Source organism: Campylobacter concisus, assembly GCF_902460845.1.
Taxonomy (GTDB): Bacteria; Campylobacterota; Campylobacteria; order Campylobacterales; family Campylobacteraceae; genus Campylobacter_A; species Campylobacter_A concisus_X.
Genome location: NZ_CABPVS010000005.1, coordinates 96,881 through 119,595, shown reverse-complemented (window position 1 = coordinate 119,595; position 22,715 = coordinate 96,881). Strand labels below are relative to the sequence as shown.

16 protein-coding genes are annotated in these 22,715 nt (G+C 37.5%); 7 read left to right on the top strand and 9 right to left on the bottom strand.

Going from position 1 to position 22,715, the window contains the following annotated elements:
* Window positions 1–6: 6 nt before the first annotated feature.
* A complete protein-coding gene (locus F3H00_RS07595; RefSeq protein ID WP_148799866.1) occupies window positions 7–2,580 on the bottom strand; it encodes an ATP-dependent Clp protease ATP-binding subunit in 2,574 nt (857 codons plus the stop codon).
* Between the two features lie 209 nt (window positions 2,581–2,789).
* Here F3H00_RS07595 and F3H00_RS07590 point away from each other — a divergent pair, with 209 nt between their 5' ends.
* Genes F3H00_RS07590 through F3H00_RS07565 form a run of 6 tightly spaced genes read left to right on the top strand, consistent with a single transcriptional unit; the run spans window position 2,790 to window position 7,687 of the window.
* Window positions 2,790–4,109: a S41 family peptidase gene (locus tag F3H00_RS07590; protein ID WP_410369060.1), complete on the top strand. Its 1,320-nt coding sequence runs from the start codon at window positions 2,790–2,792 to the stop codon at window positions 4,107–4,109.
* Window positions 4,110–4,125: 16 nt separating this feature from the next.
* A complete protein-coding gene (gene purC / locus F3H00_RS07585; protein WP_009293856.1) occupies window positions 4,126–4,836 on the top strand; it encodes a phosphoribosylaminoimidazolesuccinocarboxamide synthase in 711 nt (236 codons plus the stop codon).
* A gap of 8 nt (window positions 4,837–4,844) precedes the next feature.
* Window positions 4,845–5,081, top strand: a complete 237-nt coding sequence (gene purS, locus F3H00_RS07580; protein WP_002941745.1) for a phosphoribosylformylglycinamidine synthase subunit PurS — start codon at window positions 4,845–4,847, stop codon at window positions 5,079–5,081.
* A complete protein-coding gene (gene purQ, locus F3H00_RS07575) occupies window positions 5,078–5,743 on the top strand; it encodes a phosphoribosylformylglycinamidine synthase I (RefSeq protein ID WP_103640912.1) in 666 nt (221 codons plus the stop codon). Before purS ends, purQ begins: the two co-directional genes overlap by 4 nt.
* Window positions 5,737–7,032 carry an SH3 domain-containing protein gene (locus F3H00_RS07570; RefSeq protein WP_148799862.1) on the top strand — a complete coding sequence of 432 codons (1,296 nt, stop codon included), beginning with the start codon at window positions 5,737–5,739 and terminating at the stop codon, window positions 7,030–7,032. The genes purQ and F3H00_RS07570 overlap by 7 nt, the downstream gene beginning before the upstream one ends.
* Window positions 7,013–7,687, top strand: coding sequence for a lysophospholipid acyltransferase family protein (locus tag F3H00_RS07565; protein WP_187424107.1), 675 nt, complete (start codon window positions 7,013–7,015; stop codon window positions 7,685–7,687). The genes F3H00_RS07570 and F3H00_RS07565 overlap by 20 nt, the downstream gene beginning before the upstream one ends.
* Window positions 7,688–7,829: 142 nt before the next feature.
* Here F3H00_RS07565 and F3H00_RS10615 read toward each other — a convergent pair whose 3' ends face one another.
* Window positions 7,830–8,039, bottom strand: coding sequence for a hypothetical protein (locus F3H00_RS10615; protein WP_223155263.1), 210 nt, complete (start codon window positions 8,037–8,039; stop codon window positions 7,830–7,832).
* 17 nt (window positions 8,040–8,056) lie between these two features.
* A complete protein-coding gene (locus F3H00_RS10610; protein ID WP_410470384.1) occupies window positions 8,057–9,742 on the bottom strand; it encodes a methyl-accepting chemotaxis protein in 1,686 nt (561 codons plus the stop codon).
* A 310-nt stretch (window positions 9,743–10,052) separates the two neighbouring features.
* On the opposite strand from F3H00_RS10610, the gene htpG reads away from it, so the two are divergent.
* Entirely contained in the window at window positions 10,053–11,909 is a 1,857-nt protein-coding gene (gene htpG / locus F3H00_RS07555; RefSeq protein ID WP_148799856.1) for a molecular chaperone HtpG, read from the top strand.
* A 57-nt stretch (window positions 11,910–11,966) separates the two neighbouring features.
* Here htpG and F3H00_RS07550 read toward each other — a convergent pair whose 3' ends face one another.
* The 6 genes from F3H00_RS07550 to F3H00_RS10605 form a co-directional block, all read right to left on the bottom strand.
* Entirely contained in the window at window positions 11,967–16,673 is a 4,707-nt protein-coding gene (locus F3H00_RS07550; RefSeq protein ID WP_148799854.1) for a hypothetical protein, read from the bottom strand.
* Window positions 16,674–16,898: 225 nt separating this feature from the next.
* The gene (gene sdhE / locus F3H00_RS07545) at window positions 16,899–17,756 is read right to left on the bottom strand and encodes an 8-methylmenaquinol:fumarate reductase membrane anchor subunit (RefSeq protein ID WP_148799852.1); all 858 of its coding nucleotides are present in this window, start codon (window positions 17,754–17,756) and stop codon (window positions 16,899–16,901) included.
* A gap of 2 nt (window positions 17,757–17,758) precedes the next feature.
* Window positions 17,759–18,724, bottom strand: coding sequence for an 8-methylmenaquinol:fumarate reductase iron-sulfur subunit (gene sdhB, locus F3H00_RS07540; protein WP_148799850.1), 966 nt, complete (start codon window positions 18,722–18,724; stop codon window positions 17,759–17,761).
* Window positions 18,725–18,733: 9 nt separating this feature from the next.
* Entirely contained in the window at window positions 18,734–20,596 is a 1,863-nt protein-coding gene (gene sdhA / locus F3H00_RS07535) for an 8-methylmenaquinol:fumarate reductase flavoprotein subunit (RefSeq protein ID WP_148799848.1), read from the bottom strand.
* 396 nt (window positions 20,597–20,992) lie between these two features.
* The gene (locus F3H00_RS07530) at window positions 20,993–21,571 is read right to left on the bottom strand and encodes an ABC transporter substrate-binding protein (protein WP_223155261.1); all 579 of its coding nucleotides are present in this window, start codon (window positions 21,569–21,571) and stop codon (window positions 20,993–20,995) included.
* On the bottom strand, window positions 21,511–22,689 hold the full coding sequence (locus tag F3H00_RS10605) for a TonB-dependent receptor domain-containing protein (protein WP_262367367.1): 1,179 nt from the start codon (window positions 22,687–22,689) through the stop codon (window positions 21,511–21,513). The genes F3H00_RS07530 and F3H00_RS10605 overlap by 61 nt, the downstream gene beginning before the upstream one ends.
* Between the last annotated feature and the right edge of the window lie 26 nt (window positions 22,690–22,715).

The window sequence follows — 22,715 nt, the reverse complement described above, 5'->3', positions numbered from 1 at the left end:
TTGAAGTTATTTTTTCTTAATGATGATCTTCTCACCATCGCTATCAATGGTGATCTCATCGCCACTTTCAAGCTCATCTTTTAAGATCATATCAGCGATCTTATCTTCAACTAGCTCATAAAGCGCTCTTCTAAGAGGCCTTGCGCCATAAACTATGTCAAAGCCAGCTTTTGCGATAAATTTCTTAGCCTCTTCACTCAAAACTGCTTTGATACCGCGGTTGTGAAGAGTTTTTTCAAGCTCTTTAAACATGATCTCAACGATAGAGATTAGGCCTTGCTCATTTAAAGGATTAAAGATGATGGTATCATCAAGACGGTTTAAAAACTCAGGTTTAAAGTAGTTTTTAAGCTCGTTTTTAACGGCCACATCACGATCTTCGCCCTTTAGCTCCATTATGAAATTTGAAGCGATGTTTGAAGTTAAAATGATGATCGTATTTTTAAAATCAACCGTTACACCTTTATTATCAGTTGCACGTCCGTCATCTAAAATCCCCAAAAGTATGTTAAATACATCTTTGTGAGCCTTTTCAACCTCGTCAAAAAGTATGACTGAGTATGGTCTTCTGCGAACCGCCTCTGTTAGCTGGCCGCCCTCATCGTAGCCTACATATCCTGGAGGCGCACCAAGAAGCCTGCTCACGCTGTGTTTTTCCATGTATTCACTCATATCAAAGCGGATAAGCGCCTTCTCATCATCAAACAAGAATTTAGCCAAAGCCTTAGCAGACTGAGTTTTACCAACCCCTGTTGGACCAAGAAATAAAAACGAACCAATCGGCCTTTGACCTTCATTTAGCCCTGCTTTATTTCTCTTAACAGCACGTGCAAGTGCGTGTAGTGCATCATCTTGACCGACAACGCTCTCTCTTAGATGTTCTTCGATGCGCAGATACTTCTCTTTTTCACTTGTTAGCATCTTCTTGACTGAAATTCCAGTCCATTTGCTCAAAATTTCAGCCACAAGCTCTTCATCGACTTGATTTTTAAGAAGCACGCCCTCTTTTTTCATGCTCTCCCATTTTTCTTCAAGCTCGTGTTTGTGCTTTTTAGCGTCAGCTATCTTGCCGTATTCTATCTCGGCAGCCTTTTGAAGATCGCCATTTCTTTTTGCTATCTCAGCTTGTGATTTTAAGCTATCGATCTCTTTTGTTGCTTTTGAAATTCCGCCAAAAACGGCCTTTTCGTTTTCAAATTTAGTATCAAGCGCTAGCTTTTTCTCATTTAGATCAGCTATCTCTTTTTCGATCTCGCCAAGTCTTTCTTTGTTTTTATCCGCATCCTCCATCTTTAGAGCTTCTTTTTCTACTTGAAGCGTTACGATCTCGCGTTTTATCTTTGAAAGCTCGTATGGTTCGCTCTCTATTTGCATCTTAAGCTCAGCTGCTGCCTCATCTATAAGATCTATCGCCTTATCTGGCAAGAAGCGGTTTGCGATGTAGCGGTCACTTAGCCTTGCAGCAGCAACTAGTGCGCTATCAGTTATCGTGATACCGTGATGAACTTCAAGGCGCTCTTTTATACCACGTAAAATTTGCAATGCCTCATTTACGCTTGGTTCTTTAACGTCTATCGGCTGGAAGCGTCTTTGAAGCGCCGCATCTTTTTCAAAGTATTTTCTATACTCTTTTAATGTCGTAGCACCAACAGCGTGAAGCTCACCACGTGCAAGAGCTGGTTTTAGGATATTTGCAGCATCCATACCACCCTCGCTCGCACCAGCTCCTACTATCGTATGAATTTCATCTATAAAAAGTATGATGTTACCAGCTTTTTTTACCTCGTCGATGACAGCTTTTAGCCTATCTTCAAACTCACCTCTATACTTTGCACCAGCTACAACTGCACTCATATCAAGCGCGATGACACGCTTGTTTGCAAGGCTTGTTGGCACATCACGAGCCACTATCTTTTGAGCCAAGCCCTCAACGATGGCTGTCTTACCAACGCCTGGCTCACCGAGCAAGATAGGGTTGTTTTTGCTCTTTCTTATTAAGATTTGCATCATTCTAGTGATCTCTTCATCACGGCCGATGACTGGATCAAGCTCTTTATTTAACGCTTTTTGTGTTAGATCAATACCAAATTTCTCTAAGCTATCAAGCGTATCATCGCCAGTTTGGCTATCTATCTTTTTGCCACCTCTTATTCTCTCAAGGTTCTTTTTGATCTCCAAGATGTCGCAAAATTTACTTAAAATTTGTTTGATCTCACTAAGTTCAAGAGCCGAGATGATCCATGTATCAACAGCGATGTAACTATCACCCATGCTTACCATCAACGCTTTTGCATTTTCAAGAGAATTTATAAGCTCTCTTGAAACTGAAACGTTATCTTTTGTAACGTTTGAGCTGCTTGGAAGTGAAGAAATTTTACTTTTTACTTCAAGCTCGACAGCATCTTTACTTACATTCATTTTATTAAACACTTGGTTTAAAATAGAATTACTATCTGCAAGCAAAGCCCAAAAAATATGAAGCGGAACAACTTGCGGATTTTTAGAAAATATCGCTAAACTAATACCTTTTTCAAGAGTTTCTTGCATCTGAGCTGTTAAATTTTCTGTTATATCAGCCATTAAATCTCCTTGGATTATTTTATATGGTCGCCATTATATAACTTTAGTCTTATATTGTCAAGTATTTTTATAATGCTTGTCACTCTTTTTATTTAATTGCTAAAATTTACCGTTATAAATTTGTATCAAAAAAACTATCCAAAAGCAAAAATATAAGCTTAAATTTATACTTTTTTTAGCCAAAAGCTAATAGAATTGAGCCAAAAATTATAGGAGAAATTTTGAATAAATTTAGTAGATTTTTTGCACTAAAAATTACAGGTGCCTTGCTTATCTCAAGTGTAGCAGTGAATGCACTTTTTGCAAAGAGTGAAGACGAAGCAAGTGCGAAGCTTGAAGCACTTTCAAAGCTTACAAAAACAATTTCAACCGTTGAAAAATACTATGTTGATGACATTAAATTTAGAGAGATCATTGATAAAGCCATTGCTGGTTTAATGCAAAATTTAGATGCCCACTCAAGCTTTTTAAATGAAAAAGCTTACAAAGATATGCAGGTGCAAACAAGTGGAGAATTTGGTGGCCTTGGCATAACAGTTGGTATGAAAGATAGCGCACTAACCGTTATCTCACCGATAGAAGATACTCCAGCTGATAAAGCAGGTATAAAATCAGGCGATATTATCTTAAGGATAGATGGCAACTCAACTATCGGTACAACGATAGATGAAGCTGTAAATAAAATGCGCGGCAAGCCAAAAACCCCAATAACTATCACAATTTTGCGAAAAGGTGAGCAAAAACCATTTGACGTAAAGATCATAAGAGATCTTATAAAGGTTGAATCTGTCTATGCAAAAATGATAGAAAACGAAAACATCCTTTATATACGTGTCACAAATTTTGACAAAAACGTCGTCACAAAGGTAAAAGATGCGATTAAAGAGCATCCAAAAGCAAATGGCATCATACTTGATCTTAGAAACAACCCTGGCGGTCTTTTAAATCAAGCTGTTGATCTAGTAGATCTTTTCGTAGATAACGGCATCATCGTCTCTCAAAAGGGTCGTGATGCATCTGAAAATGTAGAGTATAAAGCAAGCGCTAGCAAAACCTTATCAAAACTCCCACTTGTAGTGCTGGTAAATGGCGGAAGTGCAAGTGCTAGCGAGATCGTAAGTGGTTCATTACAAGATCATAAGCGTGCGGTGATAATTGGCGAAAACACATTTGGTAAAGGTAGCGTTCAGGTGATCTTACCAATAGACGATACAGAAGCGCTAAGACTAACCATCGCAAGATACTACTTGCCAAGCGGCAGAACTATCCAAGCTGTTGGCGTAACGCCTGATGTAGTCGTGCATCCTGGCAAAGTGCCACAAAGTGATGATAGTGCATTTAGCATCAAAGAGAGCGAACTAAAAGCGCACCTAAAGAGCGAGCTAAACAAGATAAATCCAACAAGCGAGGGTAATAAAACTGAAGCAAAAGATGATAAAAATATAATTACACAGAAAAAAGTCGATGAAGACATCCAGTTAAAAACAGCGATTGATACGATCAAAATTTTAAAGATAAAACAACAATAATCTAAAGGAGAACAACATGCAAAAAAGAGAGCTTATCTACGAGGGAAAAGGCAAGAAAATGTACGCCACAGACGATCCAAATCTACTTGTGGCTGAATTTAAAGACGATCTAACAGCATTTGATGCTCAAAAAAGAGGCAACGAAGCTGGCAAAGGCGCATTAAATAACAAAATCTCTACTCAGCTTTTTAAACTGCTAGAGAGCAAAGGTATCGTCACTGACCTTGTTGAGACCATCAGCGACACTGAGCAAGTGGTCAAAAAATGCGAGATCATACCTCTTGAAGTTGTTGTGAGAAATATCGCAACTGGCTCACTTAGCAAAAGACTTGGCATAAAAGAAGGCACAGTTCTACCTTTTACACTTGTTGAGTTCTACTACAAAAATGACGATTTACACGATCCACTAGTTACTGATGAGCACTGCATCATCATGGGTCTAGTAAAGAGCGAAAAAGATCTTCAAACACTAAGACATACAGCAAGAGAGATCAACTCTATATTATTTAAATTCTTTGCAGAGAGAAATTTAAAACTAGTTGATTTCAAAGTCGAATTTGGTATCGACAAAGATGGCAACATCATCTTAGCTGACGAGATAAGCCCTGATAGCTGCAGATTTTGGGATGCGACAACAAACGAAAAACTTGACAAAGATAGATTTAGACAAGACCTTGGTAGCGTAAAAGTAGCTTACGAAGAAGTTTTAAGAAGAATTCTTTCTTAAGGACAAAGATGAAAGCTGTTGTAAATATAGCATTAAGAAGTGGGGTCCTTGACCCTGCTGGTAAGGCAGTGGAACACGCGCTAAATTCACTTGGATTTAGCGGCGTTTCAAATGTCAGGATAGGCAAACAAATCGTTTTAGATATCGACGAGAGCGATAAAAGCAAAGCAAAAGAGCAGCTAAAAGTGATGTGTGAAGAGCTTCTAGCAAACACTGTCATCGAAGACTACGAGATCGTGCTATGAAAGTAGCAATCATACTTTTTCCTGGCACAAACTGCGAAGAAGACACAGCTCACGCCTTTAAACTACTTGGCTGCCAAACGCAGATCATCTGGCACAAAGAAGATAAGATCGATGCTGATCTAGTCGTTTTGCCCGGTGGTTTTAGCTATGGCGACTATCTAAGAACGGCTGCGATAGCTAAATTTAGCCCAGCTATGCAGGCTGTAAAAGAGCATGCGAAAAAAGGTGGCTACATTTTAGGAATTTGCAATGGCTTTCAGATGCTTCTTGAGCTTGGACTTTTAAAAGGTGCGATGAGAAGAAATGAAAATTTAAATTTCGTCTCAAAATATCACCACCTAAAGGTAATCTCAAATAACAATAAATTCTTAGCAAATTTAGCCAAAAATGAAGTAGTTAATATCCCTATTGCTCACGGCGAGGGTAACTATTATACTGATGAAAACACTCTAAAAGGCCTTTACGACAACGATCAAGTATTACTAAAATACTGTGATGCCAAAGGCAACGAAATAAATCCAAACGGCTCAGTCGACAATATAGCTGGAATTTGCGATGAGAGCAAAAAGATTTTTGGTCTTATGCCTCACCCAGAGCGTGCTTGTGAGAAAATTTTAGGTACAGATGATGGCATGAAGATGTTAAAAGGTCTAGTTTGGTAAAACATTTTCTTTTTATCTCCCTACTCGTACTAAATTTATTTGCTGTAAATACCAACGAAGTAAGCGTTTTTGACATGATGGACGAAGCTAGGGAGGATAAATTTGTAAATAGCCCTACTTCAAATCCAAAAACTCAAAAACCGCCAAAAGAACAAGATTTTTCAAGAAAATTTGTATCACCACAGCCAGAGCGTATCACTCCAGAGCAGATGCGAAACATCGTGCCAACAAACGAGCCAGATATTAGCGTCCCAGACAATCAAGTATATGACAAGATCAAAGTAAAAGAGCTTCTTTTAAAAGCCACAAATGTACCAAAAAATGTTGTTATAGGAGAAATTTTTAGTGTTGAGATAGTGGCTGATACGCAAAATGACTTTGAGTTTGAGTTTGAGACACAGCTTGATGAAACAAATATCAAATGGCTAAATAAGAAAAATTTTCAATGGGTAAAAAGTGAAGACAACAAATATGTAGGTACTTTTTATCTTGAGGCAACAAGCATTGACGCAAAGACTTTAAAAGTTAGCTTAACCCTAAAAAGAAATGGCGAAAACTATCAAAGTTCAAGCATAAATATCTTTTTACCAAAGCTAAAAGAGCTTAGAAGCGATGAGAACTACAACCACATCGTGGCTGATAATCTTGAAGTTAAGAAATTTAAGACAACAAAATTTGATGATATAAACAATATCATGGTTGTAGAAATTTATGGTAACAACGTAGATCTAAGTGCTTTTAATATAGAAAATAAGACAATCTTAAAGCAAGGCGTAGATACGATAAATGGCGACTTTAACTCACAAAGTGCATATTATTTTGCAGTATTTAAGCCAAATAAAAAATCGCTTGACTTTAATTATTACAACCTAAAAAAGGCCAAATTTGAAAGCTTTTCTTTACCAGTGAGTGTCGAAGATGACGATGTCAGCACACAAATCGGACTAAACCCAAAACAAAGCGAGTTTAGCACCTATAAAGATATCACGATATACTCTTGTGCGGTAATTTTTATATTATTAGCTATTTGGCGCAGAAGGCTTAGCTACTTTTTTGTGGCGGCTGTTTTTATCGCACTTGGAATTTATACCTACAACCCTTTTGGCAAAGCAGTACTTAAGCCAGATGTGAGCGTTACTATCCTTCCAACTAAAAATTCAACCGTTTTTTACACATCTCACAAAAATGAAAATGTTGAAATTTTAGACACGAAAGATGACTACTCAAAAATTTTATTTACTGATGGCAAAATTGGCTGGGTAAAGAAGGATGATCTTGTCAAAAATTAGAGCTCTTTTATTCTCAATTACATTCGTTCTTAGTGTTGTTTTAGTGGTTTTTTTTATGTGGCTCTTTAACTCCAAAAATAGAACTATTAGAAAATTTTGGGGCAGAACACAAAGATTTTTTGGTGGCTATAAGCTTGAAGTAATTGGTGATTTTAAAGATGAGGCCAATATCTTGCTTATAAATCATCAAAGTATGCTTGATATTATTGTCCTTGAAGAGGTTCATCCAAAAAACCTTTGCTGGATAGCAAAGGCACAAATCGGCAAAATTCCTATAATTGGTAAAATTTTGAGCCTGCCAAAGATGATAGCAGTTGAGCGTGAAAATAAGCACTCTTTAATAAAACTTTTAAAAGAAGCTAAAGATAGAGTTGAAAATGGTCGTGTTTTGGCTATTTTTCCAGAAGGAACAAGATCACAAACTAACAAGCTTTTACCATTTAAAGGTGGAGCTAAAATGCTTGTAGAAAAGCTAAATTTAAAGGTTCAGCCTATCGTAATAGTTGGAAGTGACGCTTTGAAAGTAAAGGAGTTTAGCTTTAAAAAAGCAGATATTAAAATATTTTGTCTTGATCTAGTAGATACCTCTAAAGAAAACTGGTTAGAGGCAACTAGAGAGAGTATGCAAAAAGTCCTAGACAAAAATAGAAAATAAATTTAATTTTACAAATTTGCAAAGCCCCACTCTATATCATTATCTATAAAAATTTGATTTTATATACTAGAAATTTTATCAATAAATTTAAAAAGGTCTAGCAAGGGCTAGACCTAAAAAATATTAGCTTGTAGATAAGTTCTTAAGTTCTAAAGACACTAAGTTTTGAATTTAATGCATCTGTCATCTTGTTTAGATGTTCTGCTGCTGAAGCTATCTCTTCGACACTTCTAGCATTTTCAGATGAAATTTGGTTGATATTTGAGATACCTTCCATGATTTCATTTACATTTTTGCCAGTTGCGATGTAGTCTTGCATAGTCTTATCAGACATTGCTATAGCGTTATTCATCGTCTCACTCATAACATTTATAGTTTTTCAACGTCGCTTGCCACGTGAGTTAACTCTTGGATCTGTTTAGAGTTGATACCCATTTGCTCACTGCTATCATTGATCGCTTGAACGATGACATTGATAGTTGCATTTATCTCAGTTAAACTCTTTTGAGTTCTCTCAGCTAACTGCCTAACTTCATCAGCAACAACGGCAAAGCCACGTCCATGCTCACCTGCTCTTGCAGCCTCAATAGCTGCGTTAAGTGCAAGTAAATTTGTCTGATCAGCTATATCATTGATAACAACAAGGACTGATTTCACCTGCTCGGCATCACGGCTAAGTTGATCGATCTTATCAGCCATTTGGTTTTCTACATTAGCAGAGTCAATAATCTGCGCTGATAGCGATCTTATAGCTTCAGTTGCCGTTTTTATATGTGTGCTAGCCTTTTGAAGGTCATCTTTGCCAGCTTGAGCTACTGCTAAAGATTCTTTCATATTTTCTTGCATTACTTTACATCTTTGATTTGTCTCTTCCACTATTTCGGTTGATTTTTCTACACGTTTGCCTGTCTGAAGAGATGTAGAACTAAGCTCATTTGCAACGGAGCTATTTTCACTTGAAAGGTGCTTTGTATCACTTATTAATATTCTTATTCTTTCAATAAAATCATTTATATCTTTACTTATTTTAGCTATTTCATCCTTACCATAAATAGGAATTTTAATTGTAAAATCAGATGTTATTGCATTTAAATTTGTTCCTAGTCTATCGATAGGATTTGCAACCATCTTTTTAAGCAAGAACATCGAAACAGCTATCAAAAGTAAGGTAACTATGACGCTTGCTATGATGAAATTTTTACTAACTACTTTTAGTGGTGTTAAAAAATCATCAGTAACAGCTGAACCTAAAACCATCCAGTCTAGTTTATCAAATGACTCAAAAGCAACTATGCAGTCAACCCCATCAATTATAATAGGCTCAATACCCTTTCCTTTTTTAACAATATTATCCATAGTAGTTTTTAATTCACTACTTAGCTCTTGATCTGCCTTAGTTGGATGAAAGTCAAATTTACCAGTTTTAGTATTGTAAAGAGAAAAATATCCATGCTTACCAAGTTTCATCTCAGAAAAAGTCTTTTTCATATTGTTTAATCCCTCGGTAGGATCATAACCAACAAATAAAATTCCTATTACCTCGTTATTTTCAATAATAGGATCATAAATACTCATATAGTTGCGTCCAAATAAATTTACAACGCCTATATACCTCTCTTTATTCATGATATTTTTATAGGCTTGACCGTTTTTGTCAATCATCGTACCAACAGCTCTACTACCATCAGCCTTCGTCACCGATGTACTAACTCTTAAAAAATTATCACCTGATTTTGCAAAAATGGTTGAAATTCCGCCTTTTGTAGCGTTATTAAATTTATCTAGAATATCGTAGTTGTTGTTTAAAATACCATTTTGAGATATTAGATCTATCGCCTCGTATTTGTCAGTCTTGCTCATCTGGTGATTAGTTGAAATTTTTCCAATCATCTCTTTAAAAACACTCATTATTAGTTCTGCGCTACTTACATTATCTTTTTCAAATAATTTAACCGTATTCATAGCAAGCTGGACGTTTTGTTCTACTGTTGTAAGCACACCATCTTTTATCTCGCGCTCTAAAATATTTGATGTATATACAACAAAACATGTCATAGATACCGCCAAAACCGTAGCAATCGTTGCTGAAACTTTTACCAAAATGCTTCGCAAATTCATTTTGTCTCCTTTTTCTAAAAATTTTAGCCTTGATTATAGCACTATTTTAAATAAACTTTATACAAGAATGCATAATTAATAATATTTAATAAATTATCATTATTATTTTATTCATAAACTATAACTTTTTTGAAATTATTTTAAAAAATTAATTTAAAAACCTTGATAGTAATGCTATCAAGGTTAAGTATATTTTTATCACTTTGTGTTATAATCTGCCAAAAATTTTAAAACAAGGAAAAGAAAAATGGCAGATAAATTTGAATTTCAAACAGAGGTCAATGACCTTTTAAATTTGATGATCCACTCTCTTTACTCAAATAAAGAGATATTTTTAAGAGAGCTCATCTCAAACTCAAACGACGCACTTGATAAGCTAAACTACCTATGCTTGACCGATGAAAAGTATAAAAGTCTGAGCTATACTCCAAGGATCGACATCAAAGTAGATGATAAGGCTAAAATTTTAACCATCAGTGACAATGGTATCGGCATGGATAAGGATGAGCTTATTGCAAATTTAGGCACTATAGCAAGAAGTGGCACAAAAGGTTTTATGAAAAATTTAAGTGGCAATGCCAAAAAAGATAGCTCACTGATCGGTCAGTTTGGTGTTGGCTTTTACTCAGCATTTATGGTGGCAAACAAGATCGAGGTCATAAGCAAACGAGCACTTAGTGACAAAGCCTATAAATGGACATCTGATGCAAAAAGCTACGAGATAGAAGATGCTAAAAAAGATAGCTTTGGAACGGACATCATCTTACATTTAAATGACGATGAGTTTGCAAATTCTTGGCGTATCGAAGAGATAGTCAAGAAGTATTCAAACCACATTCCTTATCCTATATTTATGGATAAACAAAGCTATGTCGCTCCAAAAGAAGGCGAAAAAGAAGGCACATATGAGACCAAAAACGAGCAGATAAACAAGGCTAATGCGCTTTGGAGGCTAAATAAAGCTAGCCTTAAAGAGCAAGATTATAACGACTTTTATAAGCAAATTTCTCACGATAGCAGCGACCCGCTCCTTTACATCCACACAAAAGCTGAGGGTAAGATCGAGTATTCGACACTATTTTATGTACCAAGCACCGAGCCGTTTGATCTCTTTAGGGTTGATTATCAAAGTGGCGTGAAGCTCTATGTGAAAAGAGTCTTTATCACAGATGATGCAAAAGAACTCTTGCCGCCATATTTAAGATTCATCAAGGGTATCATTGATGTTGAGGATCTACCATTAAATGTAAGCCGTGAAATTTTACAAGAAAATGCGATCATGCGAACCGTTAAAGAGCAAAGTGTGAAGAAAATTTTAAGCGAACTTGCAAAGTTAAAAGATAACGACCGAGAAAAATACATAAAATTTTACAAACTATTTGGCAAGGTTCTAAAAGAGGGACTTTACGGATTTAACGCAGAAAAAGAGCAAATTTTAGATCTTTGCCTATTTAAAAGTTCAAAAAGAGATGGACTAATCAGCCTAAAAGAGTACAAAGAAGCGATGAAAGAGGATCAAAAGTCGATCTACTACATCAGCGGCAACAATGAAAATATGCTAAGAAATTCTCCGCTTCTTGAGAGTTTTAAGAAAAACGACATCGAAGTGCTTATTATGGATGAAGAGATCGATACGATCGTCATGCCAATGGTTAATGAATTTGACAAAACACCTCTAAAATCAGTCTCACATGCTGATATAAATGACGAGATCAAAAGCGATGAGAATGTTGATGAGAGCAAGGTTGCAAACACGCTTGTTAAAATGAAGGAAATTTTAAAAGACGAGGTAAAAGATGTAAGACTAAGCTCAAGACTCTCAAGCTCCGCTGCGGTGTTAATTTATGATAAAAACGATCCTGATTATGCTATGCAAGAGATGCTTAAACAGATGGGACAAGGCGCAAACGCTCCAAAAGTTAAACCAATCTTAGAGATCAATGCTGACCATGAAATTTTTACAAAACTAGAGAAAAATGAGGCGATGGTTTATGACATAGCGCCTTTGCTTCTTGATATGGCAAGGCTAAATGAGGGCATGAGTCTAGAAAATCCTGCTAAATTTTCAGAATTACTAACGAAAGTGATGATAAAAGCTATCTAAATTTATAAAGCCCAAGAGAAATTTTGGGCTTTACTCTTTATATACAAATTCAAATTTTTATAACAGATCCACCTGTACGCCATCTTGTATCTCAAGAAAAATAGTGTGTCTTGTGTTTATTGTATTTCCATTGATGGTTTCTTGGCGATTAAATGTCGCTTTATAGACTTGATTTACTGCATCACCCTCACTTGTAACATCTACTTTGTTGTATATGTCACCGACAACACTATGTTTTCTATTTAGCGTAGCAACATCAGCTTTTGTAGCTTTTACAAAGTCATGTGTGAGCTGTACTAGGTCTTTGCTGTCGCCTATGACTTTTAGCACAGTATTTACACTTTCACTGGCTGCACTATTGCTTGCATCTCTTGTATTTCTGCTATCAATAATATCAAAGACACCATCTGGGCTAAATTTTATAGATACTGCTTGATCGGCACTGCCTAGCTGGATCTTTTCAAAGTTATTTATCTTTTTAACATTATCTAAATTTGAAAAATCCACATCATCAACTACTATCAGAGTATCCACGCCACCTCTACCATCTATCATTCTACCCTTACTATAAACAAAGGCATCATCTAGGTTACCACCTTTTATATCGCCTTCTTGTCTTAGGTAAACTGGATCGCCAAAATTTGATTCGCCGTATTTACTAGCATCACTTAGCTCGTAAGAATTTGTAGTCCCTATCTTTTTTAGATGTCCATTTTGAATAAGTGCTTCAACGTAATTGTTACTAAATAGATGCGTGCCACTACCTTGTGCTCCAACTAGCATAGATGAAGGATATGGATCTTGGGGACCATAAGTGTTTGCTACACTCTTTGGAAGCATATATAAAGATAAGTTCATCTCACCAGTTCCGTCCATATACTCCATATCAAGTTTATAAAAACCAGCTTTATCAAATGTAAAATCCCTACTCCACCACTGGCCATTTTTACCATATGATGCTTCCGTAGCTGGGTTTATATACGTTGTTGGGCTTCCAAATTTTTGTGTCGTTCCATTTATAGTAAGCTCTGCATAGTTATGCAAGTCTGCTGCTCTTACAGAATATATTCCAGGTGCACTTACATATATCCAGCCATTTATCTTCATAACAAGATCAGATCCAACAGGATTTGACTCACCAAGGGTATAGTTGCCGGGTCTGCCTTTTAAAACACCATTTGCAAAGCCTATGTTATCACCAGTACCAGCAGCTGTATCGACACCATTTCTAAATTTCTTTGGCGCATATGGATTAGACGCATCGTATAAGGCACTATCTCCATGTCTACCAACTCTAGCTAAATCCTCTGCATGCATATTTCCTTGATTAGACAAAGTCTTATAGTGTGTTCCTGAAGCAAACTGCACAACATCATAGGTAGTAGAGGCACTTGGGGAATAAATTTCCATATAGTCTTTATAAATAGACTTACCTCCTCGCGTACTATAAACACCAGAATTGTTACCAACTCTAGCTCTCCATGACGGATCTACGTAGTTGTAAAACCACATATCAGCATCAAGACCGCTATTGCCGATAAACGTTACAGTACTAATAGATACGTTTCCTGCGGCGTCAGAATTTTTTATCATAAAATTTGCCCCAGTGCTATTGGCTGATAGGGCAAAATTTTCAGAATAGCTATGTGTATTATCAAGAGACGAGCTTTTGTGAACAGAATTTAGCAAATCATAAAGATCAACTTTATTTATGGTATTTTTATTAAGAGTATTGTTACCATTTGAGTCGGTTCCGATACTGCCTGAAATATCTACACTAGTAACATTAGACGTGGCATTTGGTGTAGCTATCACATCTGGAGTAGCATCAAGATCGACTCGGACCAAGAGATCATCATCTTTTGTTTCATCACTCTTTAAAACAGTCGCTCTAATATTTGAGTATCTTTCATCTAGCTTTATCCCAAGCGCTTCAAAGTCCATATTTACACGCTTGTCCGCACCTACAACTAGATCTATATAGTTTTGTCCGTTTGGTAAAATTTTAGCATTACCATGATCATCTTCAAGAGCTAAACGAAGCTTGGTTCCAGGAGCACGGTCTACACCAAAGACTATATTTGGCTGCTCATCGTTAGTAAGCGAAATATTGTACTCTTTTATAGTTTTGCTCTCATTATCAAAGTTATTTTTCTGAATAACTTTTTCATTATCTCCTGCTCTTAAGTATTTTGCGATATTTATAACTCCTCCATCTATCTGCGTAGCAAGCTTTACATCGTCAATATACTCTAAAATTCCAAAGTCAAACAATCTACCACGGACACCATCAGTCGTCGTAGCCTCGCCAGGTGTTGTGATAGTCGCTCTAACCGGCGTAGAATGATCCATAGAAATAGGAACATCTGGTATGCTAAATTTACCACCGGCTATTGGAAGCGGTGCTGAACCATCACTTGGTATGGCTGTTAATCCATCGTCACTTATGGTATATTTTACAGTTGTTGTAACAGATGGTATGGTAGGAGTTGATATCGTGACATTTATGCTGCTTCCTGGTTTTGTATTATTAGGCAGGTAGATATCAAGATCGCTTTGAGTTGATGACGAGCCAGAAGGAGTTGTGATACTATCTATCAGTCCATCACCATCATTATCCCTTGCAAACTGCACCTTTATGCTATTATCTAGAGTTATCTTGTCTGTGACTGGGGCTGCTTTATTGCCGGCTTTGTCAGTAAATGTAGTTGTAAAATTTGTCGTAAGCCCATAAAGTCTTGTGGTGGTCTCTATGGTACCATTATTTACACTAATAGGCACACCATCATCTCTCGTGGCACTATATACACCAGATGCGTTTTGAGAAATTTTAATAGTGATTTTATCTGTTTTACCATCACTTCCTGCGATATCTATCTCAAATTTATCACCATCTTTTGCATCGTTTGGAATTTTTATCTTTATCGGTGTCTTTACGCCATCAGGGCTAAAGCCACTCTCCTTGCTGGTTAGAACACCATCTTTATCGCTATCTTTTGCAAACTGTACATGCGGGGATTTAATAGGTGCAACTGTATCGCTTGAAATTTCACTCACACTTGAAGCTTTTGGGGTGCCAGTCGTGCCATCAATGATCGTCGTACTTAGCCTTTTTATGCTTGGATCGCTCGAGTTTGTTGGATCAGCAATTGTAATCTTGCCATTTTCTATAGGGATAATCTCCGTTCCACCATCAAGCGTAGCAGTAAGTCCGTCAGATGAGATGGTATATGTCTTTGTTACACTTGTTGGTGTGCTAGCTGGATCATCAACTTTGATACGGATCTTGTCGCCAGCTGTAGCATTGTTTGGCACATAAATATCTATCATTAAGGCCGCGCTACCACTTTTTGCGAGCTCGGCCAAATTTATCATGCCATCTTTATTCTCATCAAGCGTAAAAACAGCGATTGGGTCGTTATTGTTTGCTATGGCTATGGTTTCAGTTGCACCTGGATTGCCCGACTTACTTATCATTTGGATATTTACATTTGTTGGAGTTGAAGATGAAATTTTAACCGCATTTGCTACATTAAAACCGACATTTCCACCACTTTCACTTATAAGCGGATAGCTCTCACCGCTCTCTTTATCTACAAGCATATTACCAGATGTTTTAACCAGCACTTTTTCATGTAAAGTTCCGTCAGGATCAGTGGTAGTTAGTTTTATCTTGTCGCCTATTTTCATATTTGGTGATAAGACGACCTTTGCATCATCACTTGGTGTGCTAATTGCTGGATTAAAGCTATTTTCGCTTGCATCTATGACGCCATCTCGGTTTAAATCTTTACCCAAAAATACCTTTTTAAAAGCAAGAGTTGGAGTGATGGTATCAACACTTGTGGCTATATTTGCCACATATGAATTAGTGCCATTTGCTAGAGTGATACTAGAATTTACACTAAATGCAGCATTTGGAGTGACAGTGACACTTGGAATGATAAATTCTTTTTGCTCTGGGTTTATAGCATTTGACTCAATAGGCAAAATTTCACTTGGATTATTTATATTTATCACGCTTGTACCAGCTTGATCAACTTTATAAACAAGCGTAGTTTTTATACCGTTATTTACGATTTCCAATGTCACTTTGTCATTTGGCTTAAAGTCATTATTAAAAGTAACCGCCATACCAGTATGATTTGCATCGCCGCCTGCTTCTGCAATATTTATATAGCCGTCGCCATCAATGTCTTTTAAAATTCTAACACTTGGTGCCGCAATAACCGGAGCACTCTCTTTTTGCTCTACCGCTGCTACCGCACCGCTAATAGACCTATGTGCCAATGCCGACTCTTTTAATATGACTGGCAGTACAACCGCACCACCATCAACACCAATAATACTTGAGATGTGACCTTGTGTATCAAAATTTAAACCATTTATGCTTGCAAAGCTACTGCCGTGGCTTGAGCCATGAGAACTATGACTTGCGTTATGAGGGCTGTCGTCTTCGCCTTTGTTTTTTGTTTCTTCATTCTCAACAAGAAAATTTCTCTTATCTTCTTCTATCTGGGCTTCGCTGCCTTGCGTATTAAAATTTGCTTTTGATAGCTCTTTTGTGATGATAATAGTTTGGGGCTCAAGTAGCGTGATAGGCGAAGCGTGGTAGAAATTTATAATGACTGTATCACCACTACTTTGTGTTATGATCTCGTCGCCTAAAAATATCTCATCTCCCTGTTTTAGTGCGATCAACTTTCCATTGCGTTTTACAAATACTTTTCCGCTTATTTTTGCAATGATGCCAACATTTTGCATATTTAGTCCTTTAAATTTAATAATCAATCCATTTAAAATTTCACGCGATTATAGCTAAAAAATATTTTATATAAATAAAAGAATTTACATAATAAATTTTATTATTTTTGACCCATTTTTATATTAAAAAATAAATTAATTTTTTATAAAATGCCAAATTTGCTTTGTTAGTAATAGAAAAATAAATTTTAAGAATTTCCCACGCCAAAAGACGTGGGATAAACTTTACGCTATCTTGGTAGCGTCAATGATGTTTAGATCAAGCCCAAGATCTTCAACAGATAGTCCAAGTGCAAGACCTACAAGCTGAGATAGGTGAATGATAGGCTTTCTCACATTTGAGTGGTTCTCATCTTGATATCTCTCTTGGTAGATGTCAAGTTGCATTTGACAAAGCGGGCATGGTGTAACAACTACATCAGCACCGTTTTCATCGGCGTTATTTACGATCTGGCTTGACATTTTTCTTACAGATGTGCCAGCTGGGTAACTAGCGTGAAAACCACAGCAGTCAAGTCTTTTCTCAAATGGCACGATAGTAGCACCAAGTGCGCCTACAACGGTTTCAAAGCTCTTTGGATTGACTGAGCTTTCTCTATTGTGCAGATCTTTTTCAGGTCTTAGGCTATGGCAGCCATAAAATAGCGCTACTTTTAGCCCACTAAGTGGTTTAACAACCTTTGCTCTTAGCGTTTCTACGTTTTGATAAAGCACCCAAAGAAGGCTTGTGATCTCGGTTGAGCCATTATATTTCATATTGCCCTCAGCCAAGAAAGTATTTATGCGGTCCTTTGCACCCTTATCAAGTGTAGTTTTTGCTCTTGTTAGAGTTAGCATACAAGTTGAGCATGTCGTAAGCATCGGCATATTCATCTGCTCTGCAAGCGCTATGTTTCTAGCATTTGCTACAAGTGCAGCGATAGGATCTACGTCTTGTGCTTGTTGAGCACCACAGCAGCTCCAGCCCTTTATCTCGTGAAGCTTCCAGCCAAGTATCGGAGCGATAGCCTCAAGCGACATTTTAGCCTCTTTAGCTGCTTGAGAGAGTACGCATCCTGGAAAAAAAGCGAATTCGTTTTGCATAATTACTCCTTACTAGCAGCTTTGCGAGCCGCATTTATCATTTTTGCTAGATCGTCATGTCCTTCAATATCCTCTTCACCAAAAATATGAAGCGGATTCATCTTGCCTGCGAGCATTAAATTTGCCGCGATATCCATTTTGCCCATATTTTTAAACACTCCCTCAGAACGAAGTGCAAGCTTGATCTCATTTAGTCTGCCTGAGCCATCGACTAGATCGGTTAAAAACGCCTCAGCGTGATCTGGTCCCATGCCATCATCAAAGCCTTTTTGTATAGCCATAATGCGAAGATCAGTTATATCCTTGCATGCGCTTATACCTTTTGGACAGCGATCAGCGCACTCTTGGCACTTTACACACATCCAAAGGCCATTATCTATAGCTGGTTTTAGATGCGGCATAGGATCTTTGCTACGTGAGTCAAAGGCGGCTCTATAAGCATGAACAAATACAAATGGTTGCATATAATCGCTCGCATCAGCTTCAAGCTTATTACACTCACTAGCGCACGCACCGCAAAGTATGCAGTCCCATTCAAGCGCTACTTTTTCATACTCTTTTTGACTTTGTTTACAGCCTTTTTCTGCGCTAAATTCTGACTTAGCAGTGATGCTAGGCCTAATCTTGCGTAAATTTTCAATACTTGGTTCCCAGTCCACCATGAGGTCTGAGATCACTTTGAAATTTCCAAGTGGAGAAATTCTTATGCTCTCTGGGTTATCATACTCCGCCAAAAGCTCATTCATCTTTGTATCACAGGCTAGATATGAGTGGCCATTTACTCTAACAGCGCACGCTCCACATATCGCTGAGCGGCAAGATGCTGTGAAATTTAGCGTCGCATCCTTTTTTTGTTTGATATCAAGAAGCACTGTTAAAAGAGTTTTGCCTTTGATCTCTTCATTTGTTAGCTCATAAGTTGATTCATATTTTTTAGTTCCGTCAAAACGGTCGATAATAATTTTCATCCTAGCTCCTTACTCTGGCTTCTTGCCATCAAGTGAAAATATGCCTGTCACAACGTCTTTGTAGCTAAGTTCAAGCTTGCCGTCTTTTAGTGTGACTATGCTATGTTTTAAGAAATTTACATCATCTCTTTTTGGATAGTCCTCTCTTGTGTGAGCGCCACGGCTCTCAAGACGATTTTGCGCTGCAAGGCATGCTGCACGAGAAAGAAGTATAAGGTTGCCAAGCTCGACATAGTCGGTAAATGCTGTGTTCATGACTGGGTTTTTATTTGGCACTTTGATGGTGTCATATTTTGCTTGGATAGCTTCAAGGTTTTTAGAGAGCTGATCAAGTTTTGCACCAGTTCTAAAGATACCCATTAGATCCCAGTTGTTTTTACCAAGCTCCTCGCGAAGTGCGTACATATCATTTACGCCGCCCTCGCCTGTTGCTATGGCTTTAAATTTATCTTGCCACATTTTTGCTAGCTCAGAAGTTTTCTTTCCGCTTGCAAATTTTGCATTTTGAGCGTAAGCACCAGCGCCTTTGCCAGCTAGATCGCCAGTTACAACTGCGTCAGTTAGGCTGTTTCCACCAAGGCGGTTTGCTCCGTGGATAGATACACATGAAGCCTCGCCACCTACATAAATTCCAGGAATTTTTGTGCTCATATCATCAAATTTAGCTACCTCTATGCCACCCATTGAGTAGTGAGCTGTTGGGCGGATAGGCACTGGTTGCTCGATAAGGTCGATATTTTGGAAAAGCATGGCAGTATGGCGAATTTTTGGAAGCTTTTTCATGATAGTATCTTTGCCAAGGTGGCGAACGTCACAAAGCACGTAAGCACTCATGCCCTCGCCAAAGCCTCTGCCTTCGCGAATTTCTGTCTCGATCGCACGAGCGACAACGTCACGCGGAGCTAGCTCCATCTTTTCGTGATAGTTTTTCATAAAGCGCTCGCCCTTGTTGTTTAGCAAGTAACCACCCTCGCCACGAGCTGCTTCTGTGATTAGCGTGCCACCATTTTGAACGCCAGTTGGGTGAAACTGAAGCATCTCAGGGTCTTCAAAACCAAGACCTGCTTTAAGAGCAGCAGCGATACCATCACCAGTTGCTATAAATGGAACTGATGTGCGGTTATAGAAAATTCTAGTGTATCCGCCAGTTGCGATGACAAGAGATTTGCATAGAACTGGATAAATTTGACCATCTTGGATGTTGCGAAGAACGACGCCTTCAACCTTGCCATCCTCAAGACCGATCTCAAGTAGCTCATGATCCATTAGAAATTTAACGCCAGCCGTGATAGCGTCATCAAGACAGGCGTGCATCAAAATGTGGCCAGTTTTATCAGCTGCATAGTTACAGCGCTTTTTGCTAGCGCCACCCATAAAGCGAAACGCAACATCACCATTATCTTTACGAGATACGTCGCCATTATCTATACGAGAAAAGAGCATACCGTTGTGATCTAGCTCATGGATGACCGCGCCTGCTGCCTCGCAAAATTTCACTACCGCATCTTGGTCAGCAAGATAGGCCGCACCTTTAACTGTGTCATAAGCATGAAGCTTGAAGCTGTCGCCATTACTAAAGTCAGTAACGCCGTTTATTCCGCCCTCCGCCATACAGGTCGCATTGCGAGATGGCATCATCTTTGTAGCAACAACGACGGTTGAGTTTGGATATTGCTTGCGAACGGCTGTTGCTGCACGAAGTCCGGCACCACCAGAACCGATTATTAGCACATCAACAGATGGCAAGCCACTTTCATTGCCTTTTGGCAACTCACCAGCAAAAACATTGGTTGCACCAGCTGTTGTAGCTAGCGCACCTACGCTGATACAGGCACTTTGTAGAAATTCTCTTCTGGTAAATTTTTCACTCATTGATAACTTCCTATCTTAGTAAATTTTTAGCGTTTAAAACGCACCGCCAGTTTATTTCTTAATATTTTTTAAAACAACTATATTAATTAAATAATTAATAATGAAACATTACATTAAATTTACTTAAAAGAAACATAAAGATTTATTTTAGATTAAGAAATGAGAGCTGATATTAAAATCAAAAAGGATGGGATGGGCTTTTAAAGGTAGTTAATATAAATTTAGCGGTAGAAATTTTATAAGATGTATAAAAATTTCTACCAATTTGAATTTTATTTTTATTTTTGAGTTTTTAAGCTTTAAAAGCTCTTTTTTAGGATATTAGAAAGATAAATTTACTTTTATACTTAAATAAATATATTAAATATAATAAATAACCTTATTTTTGTCCTATTATCAAAATTCACCCTTTGGGTGCAAAATTTCTTTTAGCTCGCTATCACTTAGCTTGTAGTTATAAAATCTCTCGTAAAACTCTCTTATTTTTTGCTCTAAATTTAGATCACTAAATTGCTCTGGGTAAAATGTCTTAGCCAGCCAAAGCGGATAGAACGCACCTTCAGCACTTCTTACGCTCCAAAGATAAACGCCACTTGGCACTACAAAAATTTCTCCATTTTGCACAGCTTTTAGCTTGGCAAATGATGCGTTTTTGGCAATGACATCGGCATTTTTTTGCGAATTTGTGATGATGATGTCTGGGTTAAAGATGATGACTTGCTCTTCATTTATCGCTTTTGAAATTTTAAAATCCCCATCACTTAGCTCTGAGCTTAAATTTATACCGCCAGCCACGCTAATATACTCAGCGCCGATATCTTTTGAGCTGATGGTGTTAAAGTTTCCTGAGCTACAGTTAAGCACCAAAACTCTCTTTTTTGGTGTTAAATTTGCCGTTTTTTGGCTTACAAATTTTATGTTATCGTTAAAATACTTATTAAACTCACGCGCCTTTTTATGCTCTTTTCGCCCCAAATTTCAGCAATCTTGCTAAAGCTATTTTGTATCTCTTTGATACTTTGAAATTTATCTATCTTAACAACCGCAATACCAGCGCTCTCTAACTGAGCCTTGCTATTTTCATCAAACATTATACCAACTGGCCCAAAAACAACTTGCGTTTTTGACGCGATGATAGTCTCGACGCTGCTACTTAGCATGCCACTTTTATTGTCGTTGCTCTTTATTTTTGGAAAAATTTTTGACATTAGTGGAGGCAGTTTTGGTGCACCGATAACTGTTTTGCCTTCAGACACGCCATCTTTAGTATTTTTTATCTTAGCATCAAGAAGTGTAAAGCCACCATACATACTTAAAGTATCAACAAGCTTTCCACCAGTAGTTAGCTCAAAGCCGCGGTTTCTTTGTGTGCCTTGAATTTTAAAATCAGCACTTGCTCCGCTACCGACTAGATATGCTATAGGACGCTTTATCTCAAAGATCGCAGCTGATAGATCAAGCTCACCTAGTCTAGCTTTTGCCCCGATCTCATATTGTTTGCTTCTAAATGGTTCTACCACTAAAGTCTCGCCTTTTCTAGCTCCATTTGAAAATGTATATGTTGTTCCTTCATTTGAGATGCTATCTGCATAAGTAGTATAAAGGCTTACGTTTTCAACTGGCTTATAAACAAGGCTTACGCCATAGTTAAAGCCACTTTTATCGTAATTTTTCTCTTTAGAATGATCTAGCTTATAGCTTTTAAACCAGCTTCTTGAAACTGATAAGATAGTACTGAAGTAGTCATTAAATTTAATATCATCAACAACAGAAATATTTTTCATATCACTACTACTACTTTTATATCTACCACTTCCTTTTGCTATATGTGGATTATTAAATATTACTGGATGATATAAATTTGAGTTACCAAGTACTCTTTCTTCACCTCTATTTCTAGCACTATAAATAGTCCAGCGATATCCATTTGTAGCTACGGCAAAATTATGCGATAAAGGACCTGTTTCAAAATTTGTCAAACCTTTTAAAAACCAGCTGTCTACATCAAATCTACCAGATGCACCACTACCACCACTTTTAGTAACTTCATAATCTCCATTTTGATTTAAGAATTTTCCATCGGTGCCATACATATCTCTGATAGCCTTTTGCCACTGAT